Below are 10,194 nucleotides of genomic sequence, written 5' to 3' on the forward strand. Positions count from 1 at the left end.
CGGGCGGCGTGCGGGCGTATCCGGCGACGCTACAGGACCTCTTGGAGGATCGGCGCTTTGCGACGATACGGAGGCACTTGCGGGTGGTGTATGCGAACCCCTTTACTGGCACAACGGACTGGGAGTTGGTGATGGCGGCGGATGGGAAGGTGCGTGGGGTGCGGGCCGTGATATCCACAGACGGTACTTCGACGGTACGGGAGTACAGCTACCGGCCTACAAGTTGAACTGGATGAATTCACAGTCTATTTTTATACTCAAAGAGGAGGAAAAGGTATGTGAAGAGAATCCAAAAAATGAAACCAAATGTTTAACATGTAAAGAAATTTTGCTAAAAATAAGCTTGGAAATAAGTTGCTTGCGGCGTCGATTTGGTTTGATGGTTTCCTGGCAACAATAAATCTTCTTTTCCTATTTAAAAATGGTTGTCATGGGTTTTTAATAAGCTTTTTTCAAAAATTTATTTACTTGCATTTATTTAAAATGATAAAAGAAATTTATAAATCAATTATAAAAGGGCGACTGCATATTTTGGTTAAATTAATATGCGTTGGATTGTTTGGTGTCGCCTCTTATGCCGAGGCTCAATCTCCCCTAATGGGCAATCCGAAATATTGGACTTGGAGGGCGGAAAAATGGATGCCTGCTGGAAACTATAACTCATCACCTCAATTGGCCGCTGTGCTTGTTGATACGCAGGGAGCTGTATGCGCAGAGCAGGGATTAAATATGTGCACGACAGGATATTATTTGAATGGTGAACCTCATAATGTATGTTCGTACTCCCCATGTAGCGCGGCAGTTGATGAAAGTAGTACAGACATATCTCCCTATCCTTCCAAGATAGCCCATGCGGGTTTTGATTTTACTATTCCTCCAGGTTGGCGACTTCCACAGCCAGCAACAGCCATTGATCCCGTTAATGGAATAAATAGATTCTATTGCTCAAATAGAGGTATGCTAGATGAAAGCAATGGTTTTTGCAAACCTGGTGGATACAGTATGCAAATCAGTGGCATTGATTCTATTTATGTGGGGCATAGCGGAAATATATTTTTAACAGTATGGGATCAAGATGGTGTTCTTGCTCCAAATTGGCCTGTATATGCTGATTTAATGCTTCGGTCGGTGCAGGGGCGGTTGGTTTGCGATAGTCAAACCAATGCAAATGGGATTGCGTCTTGTGTTTATTCAGCACCGTCTCAGCCCACCTCAGAGCTTGTGCAAGCAACTTGCAAAGGATGTGGTGACTTATACCCGGATCCAACCTATCCGATTAAAGTCACCATGGCTCCCGAGGATCTTAAATGGGGGACGTGTGACGCAGAGGCTGGGAATCCCATTATTCCTGCCTCCGGAGAAAAAATTGAAACTGTTGTCGATTATGCTGGAGGTGGATTTGATGATTTGACTTTTTCAAGAACCTATCGCAGTAGATGGGCAACTGATGCAAATTATCGATCGTCTGTTTTGGGTGTTTCCTGGACGCATAATCACAACATTCAGATTTCTTCTGATGAGGTTGTCAGTAAGGTAATTGATGGTAAAGGATACCTACAAATATTCAACCGCAGAGCTGGTGACGGTGGGTGGGATGCTGTTGGTTCATCCGATACTTTGGTCAAAACTTCTTCCGGCTGGAGTTATAAGCGTGCCTCCGATGGCGCCTTGTTGAATTTCAATGAAGCAGGATATATTGTTGAATTGCGTAAACCCAATGGGCAAACCATTTCTTATGGATATAGTGCGGGTCAGTTGCGTCAAGTGATTGGCAGTTCTGGTCGTGCATTGACTTTTAATTATTCGGATTCTGGATTTCTAAGTGGAATAGTTACGCCAAGTGGTGATGCCATAACTTATGCATTCGATGCGAGCGGTCGTTTGTCTAGTGTTAAGCAGGCTGACAATACAACGCAGAGTTATATATATGAAGATACATCAACGATTCATTTTCTAACGGGAATCGTTCGCGAAGATGGTGCGCGCTTTGCAACTTTTTCTTACGACACGTATGGACGCGCTGTCAGTACAGAACATGCGGGTGGGGTGTACAAATTCAGCGTCAACTATCCGGGCAGCAGTGGCGCATCGACGGAAGTTATTGATCCCTTGGGGACTGGCCGTAAATATACGTACGACATCGCGCAAAGTAACCTGGCCGTTGCGAGTACAGATAAACCGTCGTCAACCCACGCAAATGGTAAAGCGAGTCGTCAGCAAAATGCGTATGGTCTGCTGGAAGCAGACGCAGATTTTCTCGGCACGCAGACCATGTACACCTGGGATATCAATCGCCGAGTCCCTCTCAGTACAACGCGAGGCGCAGGCACCGCAGTTGCACAGACGACCACCACCACGTGGCATCCTGACTGGCGCTTGCCAGTGCAGGTAGCCGAACCGGGCCGCTTGACCACCAATGTATACAACGGCCAGCCCGACCCCTTCAATAGCAATGCGATTGTCAGCTGCGCGCCTGGTACCGCGCTGCTGTCCGATGGCAAGCCCATCGCTGTGCTGTGTAAACAGGTCGTGCAAGCTACAACTGATACCGATGGACACATGGGTGTGAGCGCCACCTTGCAAAGCGGTGTAGCCAACCGCGCGCGCAGCTGGACTTACAACACTGCAGGTCAGGTGCTAACGATCCAAGACCCCCAGAGCAATACGACCAGCTACGCTTATTACAGCGACACCACTGCTGATCACACACTGGGCGATCTGCAAACGGTGACCAACGCCAAAGGTCACGTTACGACCTACAGTCGGTACAACAAGCACGGGCAAGTTCTACAAAGCAGCGATCCCAATGGCGTACTCACAGTCAACACTTACGACTTGCGCCAGCGCCTGCTGAGCTCCAGCGTAGGAGGACGGACTACCAGCTACAGCTACGATCCGATAGGCCAGCTGCTGCAAATTACTGCAGCTGATGGCAGCTGGATTGGCTACGAATACGACGCCGCGCATCGGCAAGTGGCCACCAAGGACAACCTGGGCAACCGCATCGAGTACACGCTGGACAACTTGGGCCATCGCACTGCACAGAACGTCAAGGATCCTGCCGGGGTGCTGGCACGCAGCCTGACCCGCAGCTTAGACGCCCTGGGGCGGGTACAACAAATTATCGGCAGGGAGTGAGCGGCGTGCATTCAGATCTAATAAATACATTGCGCGAAGCAATGCGTCTTGCTAAACGTGTTGGCTATATCGGATTCGCCACGTGGCTGGCTTGGTTCAGTTTGATGGGCGCAGCACAGGCGCAGAGCTGGACCAAGATTGCGGACGAAGGTGCCTCCTTCTCCATTACCGGAACAAAGACGGTGCGCTATGGCGCAGGCTCCAACTGGATCCAACAGAGCGTGACAGGGGCGGCGCAATGCTCAACCAGCTTCTTTGGTAGCGATCCTATATTGGGTACCGCCAAGGAATGTGATGTTCCCAGTACCAGTCTTGCGAGTACGACAACTGGCCTGGCTGCATCGATCAACCCTGCCTTGCAAAACCAGACCACCGTTCTTACCGCAACCATCAGTCCATCCAGTGCCACAGGTACCGTGACCTTCAAGGACGGCAGCACTGTATTGGGCAGCAGCACATTGAATTCAGGTGTGGCTACTTTAAGCACCGGCTTTGCTTCAACCGGGGCGCACAGTTTAACGGTGGTCTATTCAGGTGACGCGAACAATGCAAGTAGCACTTCTGCTGCACTCAGTGAGACTGTCAACGCAACCTCTTGGGTCAAGATTGCGGACGAAGGTGCGTCCTTCACGATCACAGGCACCAAGGCAGTACGTTACGGTTCGGGAGCAAATTGGATTTACCTGAATCCAACCGGAACAGTTCAGTGCACTACAGGCTTTTTTGGCAGCGACCCTAGTCTGGGTGTTGCCAAGGAATGCGATGTTCCCAGTGGCAGTCTTGCCAATACGACGTCTGTCGTGACTGCGTCAACCAATCCAGCCCTACAAAACCAGGTCGTTGTCCTTACCGCAACGATCAGTCCCTCCAGTGCCACAGGTAACGTTACCTTCAAGGACGGCAGCACAGTATTGGGCAGCAGCACATTGAATGCTGGTGTGGCTACTTTAAGCACGGGCTTTGCGACAACCGGGGTGCACAGTTTGACGGTGGTCTATTCTGGTGACGCGAACAATGCGAGCAGTACATCTGCTGCGCTCAGTGAAACTGTCAACGTAACCACTTGGGTCAAAATTGCAGACGAAGGTGGATCCTTTAGTGTCACAGGGACGAAGTCTGTGCGTTATGGCTCTGGCTCAAGCTGGATTTATCGGAACGTCACAGGGACTGGTCAGTGCACTACCGGCTTCTTTGGCAGTGATCCGAGTCTTGGTGTCGCCAAGGAATGCGATGTCGCCAGTGGAGGTGGTTCCGGTACCACGACGGTCTTGACCTCATCGGTCAATCCGGCATTGGTTGCTCAAAACACCACGTTGACGGCGACCGTCACCCCCTCAACAGCCACCGGCACCGTGACTTTCATGGACGGTACGATCACCTTGGGTACCGGCACCCTGGCGTCCGGTGTGGCTTCTTTCAGCGGCAGCTTTAGTACGGCAGCCGCGCACAGCCTCACGGCCGTTTATGGGGGTGATGCCAGCAACGCTACAAGCACGTCCACGGCATTGAGCCAAACGGTAAACAAGCGCGCAACAACGACGGCGCTAACCTCCTCGGTGAATCCAGCGGCCCTCAATCAAGTCACGGTATTGACTGCGACCGTCTCTGGTACAAGCCTCAGTGGTACCGTGACCTTCATGGATGGCACCACGACACTCGGCACGGGAAGCCTGAGCAGTGGCGTTGCGACGTTGAGCAAGAGCTTTACGGCTTCTGGGGGGCACAGCCTGACAGCTGTGTATGGAGGTGACAACAACAATCTGACCAGCACTTCTACGGCATTGACGCAGACCATCAATTCGCCAGCCACCACCACGACAGCCTTGACCTCATCGGTCAATCCGGCATTGGTTGCTCAAAACACCACGTTGACGGCGACCGTCACCCCCTCAACAGCCACCGGCACCGTGACTTTCATGGATGGCACCACTACGTTGGGTACCGGCACACTGGGCAGTGGCATCGCCACGTTGATTCAGAGTTTTTCCACTGCGGCTACACACAGCCTTACGGCTGTGTACGCAGGTGACGCCAACAATTTGACAAGTACATCGGCTGCCTTGAGCCAAACGGTTACTAAGCGCGCCACGACGACTGGTTTGGCTTCTTCGATCAATCCTGCAGTCACTGGCCAAGTGGTTGTCCTGACGGCGACAGTGGCCGGCACCGGGTCCAGTGGTACTGTTACCTTTTTGGATGGCGGGACTACGCTTGGTACAGCTTCGCTGAGCGGCGGCGTTGCCACCCTCAGCGGCAGTTTCAATACGGCTGTTGTGCATAGCTTGACAGCGGTGTACGCAGGGGATGCCAATAACCTGGGCAGCACCTCTGCCGTAGTGAGTCAAACGATCAATACCGCGGCAGCGCTTCCTGCTCCATTGGCGTCTCCTGTACCGGTGACGAACTACGAATATGACGCCCAGGGTAACCCCACCAAGACCACCCAGGCCCCAGGCGTTGGCGGCTTCAATCTGGTCACTCAAAGCACCTATGACCCCTTGAGCCGACGCAAGGACACGACCGACGCCAAGTCTGGTGTGACCCGGTTTGGCTACAACGGGCGCGATGAACTGACCCAGATTACCGACCCGCGCAGCCTAGTCACCCAATACAACCGTAACGGTCTGGGGGACACCACCAGCTTGGTCAGCCCAGACACCGGCACGGCGACCCAAACCTATGACGCCACAGGTAACCTCAAGACCCGTACCGACAGCCGCGGAGTACTCGCCACCTATAGCTACGATGCACTCAACCGCCTGAGCGGCGTTGCTTACACCCAGAGTGGACAAACCACGCTGAACTACACCAATGTCTACGACCAGACCGGCACTGGTTTCAGTAACGGCATAGGGCGGCTGACCAGCACATCCCACCCGATGGGCTTCACCCAGTACAGCTACGATGCCCAGGGTGACGTACTTTCCGATACGCAAAGTGTCAATGCAGCTACTGGCGCCAACTCTGTGGCGATTAGCAAAACCGTTGCTTACGGCTACGATGCCGCAGGTCACATTGTCAGTATCTTGTACCCCTCTGGACGCAAGCTGGCTATTAGCTACACGGGAGGCTTGCCCAGTGCCATTGCGTTGGGTAAGGACGCCAACACCACTCCGGTCAACCTGATCACCCAGATCCAGTTCAGCCCCTTCGGGGCACCCACGGCTTGGCTCTGGCAGATGGGCAGCAGCACCCAGACCAACACCCGGGTCTATGACACCTCAGGCCGCCTGGTGCGTTACCGATTGGGCGGAGTCGTGCGCGACATTACCTACGATGATGCGGACCGCATCATCGCTTACACCCACTACGACGCCACGGCCGGCACAGCTACAACGGCATCCACAGCACTCAATCAAAGCTTCGGTTACGACGAGCTTGGGCGAGTGATCAGCGTAAGTGCAGGCAACTCCAGTTGGAGCATTGGCTATGACGCGAATGGAAACCGTACCGGTGTCTCGCTGAACGGTACTGCCAGCGCCTACACAACCAGCGCCACCAGCAACCAGTTGGTCAGCACGACCAACCCAGCGCGTGTCTTGGGTTACGACGCTGCAGGCCACACCACCAGCGACAGCACGGGTTACACCAGCACCTACAACTTGGCTGGGCGTTTGACCACCCTGACCAAGGCTGGTATGACGACGACTTTTGCCTACGACGGTATGGGCCGACGTATACGCAAGTTCATCAGTGCAGGGACGGGAGCTGGAGCCGCCAGCACGGTGATCTTTGCATACGACCAGGAGGGGCACCTGCTGGGTGAGTATGACCAAGCGGGTAATGCGTTACGAGAGTATGTGTGGCTGGGATCCACCCCCGTGGCGATCTTCATGCCGGACGCCTCTAACGTGGCCAACCCACCATTTGTGTACTACATCCATACCGACCATCTGGATACGCCGCGAGTGGTGGTGGATCAGAACAACGCCATACGCTGGCGCTGGTTGGCCGAGCCGTTTGGGACGACGGCACCGGAGACCAATCCGCAGAGTCTGGGCGTGTTCACGCAGAACCTGCGCTTCCCTGGGCAGTATGCGGATGTGGAGACGGGGTTGAGCTACAACCTGAACCGGGACTACGATGCCAGTATCGGGCGGTATGTGCAGTCTGATCCTATTGGGCTCAATGGCGGGATTAATACGTATGCATATGTGGGGGGCGACCCGGTCAGCTATGTAGATCCATATGGGTTGCGTGACGTTGACGTGCACATATGGCGCTCAGAGGGGTCGAGTGTAGGGCATGTGATGGTTACCGAGGCGAACTCCACGCAGGTGATACTTAGCCAATTTCCCAGCAATGGATACCCATTGGGACCGAACCAAACCAAGTCCTTTGCAGATACGATGGCCGCCGAAGGTCGTGCTGCCTCAGAGGTTTGGCGGATTAATGTTCCCAATGACAAGGCGTTCGATGCGGCGGCAGCACGAGAGCGCGATTTGAAGCTCTGGTCATGGAGCCCTTCGAATGACTCCACCCAATGCTCAATTGCAGCTTCAAGGGCATTGAAGGAGGGTGGGGTTGGACTCAATACACTCACAACGGGAACACTTATGCCCGGTTTCTTTGCAAACGGATTGCAGGCAACTCCTGGAATAGGTACCCGAATTCGCTAGGGGCATATTTGGAAAGGCATCTAATCATGAAGATTTTTGCGGCAATATATTCACTTGCGTTGGGGGGGATTGCATTATGGGCATGGGGTTCATATTTTCTTTATGAGGGTTCGACAAAGGAGCATCTACTGCCCGGAATTGCTTTGAATGTTGTAACCCTGCCATCTTCTCTCTTGGTTGAGAGGGTTGTTGGACAGGTACCGTGGATTCTCAGTAGTCCGATTGTTATGTTGTCAATTGTGACCGGGCTCGGCGGAGTGCAAATGGTGTTGGTTTGGTTGATCGCGGTGCGTTTCAAGTTTCCGGGTGCTTAAACCTATGGTGAACGTGCGTCAGGCGGACTACATGGGGGCATTAATACCTACAGCTATGTGGGGGGAGATCCGCTTTCATTAACTGACCCTGAGGGTCTTACAGCGTATATGTGTACCAAGCCGTTGCATGCACTTGGTGACAAGCTGGGGCCAGCGCTGTATCCGCAGAGTTCTCTTAATCCATCGCCTTTCTATCATCAGTTCATTTGCGTACCTGATGGAAAAGGTGAAATGACATGCGGAGGGCAGGACCGTGGGGCAGGCCCATTCGGACCTGGCAAACCAAGCTCTGATACTTATAACCCCGACAGTTGCAAGCCTGTCGATGAAAAACAGTGTGTAGAGCAATGTCTGGCGGATGAAATTAATAATCCAAATAGACCGGCCTATGCTCTATTTGGTCGAGGTGGGCGGAATGCGGGTGCGATGAACTGTCAGCAGTGGGCAAGAAGGGGCCGACAGCTTGGTCCCTACTGGCGCCGCTTACTATGCATACGATGAAGCGGGCCAGTTGCTTGGCGAATACGACGCCAGTAAGCTACGACGACGCTGGCCGTATCAAGGCCTACACCCACTATGACGTCACCACCGGCACCACCACCCCGGCATATGACTATATTTGAGCGTGCAAGATTTTCGGCAGCAGCCACGGTTGTACTCATTGGCGTACTTATGTTAGTTGACATGGTTTTCAGCTTTGGCTGGGTGTATGGTTTGTTCTCCCCAATGTTTGTCGCTCCGCTCTATCTAGTTATGCTTATTGCAGCACCATTCCTTTCTAAATTTATTAAATACAAGTAGCTGTACGTATACGTATCGGCAAATCCGCTGAGTTTTACTGATGCGAACGGGTTGCAGGCGGCGAGCGCCGCCGCCGCAGCGGCAGGTGGTGGTTTGGGGGGATTGGGCGGAGCCAGTCAAAACCAAAGTCTTGTGCCACCAGGCTGGATGAAACCAAGCCCCTATTTGCCGACATGGAATTGGAGCGGGGTGACTTGGCCGGACTGGTGCAAGCCTTGGATGACGTCGGACGGGGCAGACAAGCCAAGTCTGCTTGATCCGAAGGACGCGACTCATGTTTTAGATGGTGATGCTGAGGGTGGGGGGGCACGCGCCAGGCACCGGCATTCCTGGCAAGAGCGAGTTTCCATCCAGTTGGTCGCGAGACAAGATACTTGGAGAGATATCAGACGTTGCGACAGATCCAGGTTCCACGCGTTCACCGGGTCGCGATGGAGCGACAGTTGTAGTTGGTACACGAGATGGCGTTAGGATTCAAGTCATCATCGGTAGCGATGGACGGATAGTCACGGGATTCCCGAAAGGTGGCCCGGGCGTAACGCAGAATCCACGCTGAGGTAGGCAATGCAAAATTTCAATGAAATTGAGGCGCTTTTCACAGAATTATTGGCACAGCGTGAGTCCGCTTTGTCTGCCGCAGAACGCGATGAAATTCAGGAGTTCTTTGACGTTGGTGAATATGGACTTGCCCTTCGAACTGCCGTTGCTATTTTTCGCGAGGAGAAAAAGCTTGCCACAGCCACTGAACGACAGATTTTCATCCGATTGGCAAAAGCGATGTCAATTGACTCCGATAGCATGTTGACTGGGCTGGGATGACAAAAAACGAAACATCACCGCCCATTTGATTTGGGGCACAGCAATGACGGACGCTGATAGAAATTTTCTTGGTTTTACTGTTAGAGCCGATCCAATTCTGACCCCGGCATGTTCTGATGCAAACTGATCAAAGTAATACAGGTACGGCGTGATCGCCAGATCGAAGTCCGCTGGATGCGGAAAATTCCGCCAAGCCTGCAAAGCCCATCGCGCGAATTGCTCCCGGTTGCCAGGGTTGCCAAAGACATAGTCTTTGGCCTTGCGGTCTGCCTGGCTGTCCACCTCGATTTCGGGATGACGGACCCGAAAGTCGGGTAAATCAATATCTCTGGCGATGGCCCGAAAGGCATAGCCAAATTCATCCATGGATTCGGCATAGGTTGCGCATTGTCCTCTGTGGATCGCCAGGCTACCGGGCAACTGCCAGCGTCCTTGCAGAGCTTGGTGGAGAAACGCTATATCCGCAGCCTGCCTGTGGATCCGATGACGGATACCGCGGATGG

8 protein-coding genes are annotated in these 10,194 nt (G+C 53.2%); 7 read left to right on the top strand and 1 reads right to left on the bottom strand.

Annotated elements, in window-relative coordinates:
- From AC07VY_RS26365 to AC07VY_RS26395, 7 genes are all read left to right on the top strand, one after another.
- Positions 1-400 (top strand): hypothetical protein (locus tag AC07VY_RS26365; protein WP_495100109.1); only part of this gene is annotated, 400 nt, incomplete at its 5' end.
- Positions 355-3,138 (top strand): DUF6531 domain-containing protein, encoded by a 2,784-nt coding sequence (locus AC07VY_RS26370; RefSeq protein WP_495100110.1) that lies wholly within the window; start codon positions 355-357, stop codon positions 3,136-3,138. The genes AC07VY_RS26365 and AC07VY_RS26370, both read left to right, overlap by 46 nt.
- A 41-nt stretch (positions 3,139-3,179) precedes the next feature.
- A complete protein-coding gene (locus tag AC07VY_RS26375; protein WP_495111332.1) occupies positions 3,180-7,757 on the top strand; it encodes an Ig-like domain repeat protein in 4,578 nt (1,525 codons plus the stop codon).
- Between the two features lie 26 nt (positions 7,758-7,783).
- Positions 7,784-8,071: a hypothetical protein gene (locus tag AC07VY_RS26380; RefSeq protein WP_495100112.1), complete on the top strand. Its 288-nt coding sequence runs from the start codon at positions 7,784-7,786 to the stop codon at positions 8,069-8,071.
- 488 nt (positions 8,072-8,559) lie between these two features.
- The gene (locus AC07VY_RS26385; protein ID WP_495100113.1) at positions 8,560-8,694 is read left to right on the top strand and encodes a hypothetical protein; all 135 of its coding nucleotides are present in this window, start codon (positions 8,560-8,562) and stop codon (positions 8,692-8,694) included.
- Between the two features lie 467 nt (positions 8,695-9,161).
- On the top strand, positions 9,162-9,428 hold the full coding sequence (locus AC07VY_RS26390; RefSeq protein WP_495100117.1) for an EndoU domain-containing protein: 267 nt from the start codon (positions 9,162-9,164) through the stop codon (positions 9,426-9,428).
- An 8-nt stretch (positions 9,429-9,436) separates the two neighbouring features.
- Complete coding sequence (locus tag AC07VY_RS26395) at positions 9,437-9,691, top strand: hypothetical protein (protein WP_495100115.1); 255 nt, start codon at positions 9,437-9,439, stop codon at positions 9,689-9,691.
- On the opposite strand, the gene AC07VY_RS26400 is transcribed toward AC07VY_RS26395, so the two are convergent.
- Positions 9,653-10,194 (bottom strand): hypothetical protein (locus AC07VY_RS26400; RefSeq protein WP_495100116.1); only part of this gene is annotated, 542 nt, incomplete at its 5' end. The two genes, AC07VY_RS26395 and AC07VY_RS26400, sit on opposite strands and share 39 nt — an antisense overlap.

It is taken from the genome of Rhodoferax sp. GW821-FHT02C08 (genome assembly GCF_059421805.1).

What these genes read in the sequence shown, in the direction of transcription:
- AC07VY_RS26375 (WP_495111332.1), top strand. Translation starts at nt 3,180, where the DNA reads ATGCGTCTTGCTAAACGTGTTGGCTATATCGGATTCGCCACGTGGCTG.
- AC07VY_RS26380 (WP_495100112.1), top strand. Translation starts at nt 7,784, where the DNA reads ATGAAGATTTTTGCGGCAATATATTCACTTGCGTTGGGGGGGATTGCA.
- AC07VY_RS26385 (WP_495100113.1), top strand. Translation starts at nt 8,560, where the DNA reads ATGCATACGATGAAGCGGGCCAGTTGCTTGGCGAATACGACGCCAGTA.
- AC07VY_RS26390 (WP_495100117.1), top strand. Translation starts at nt 9,162, where the DNA reads ATGCTGAGGGTGGGGGGGCACGCGCCAGGCACCGGCATTCCTGGCAAG.
- AC07VY_RS26395 (WP_495100115.1), top strand. Translation starts at nt 9,437, where the DNA reads ATGCAAAATTTCAATGAAATTGAGGCGCTTTTCACAGAATTATTGGCA.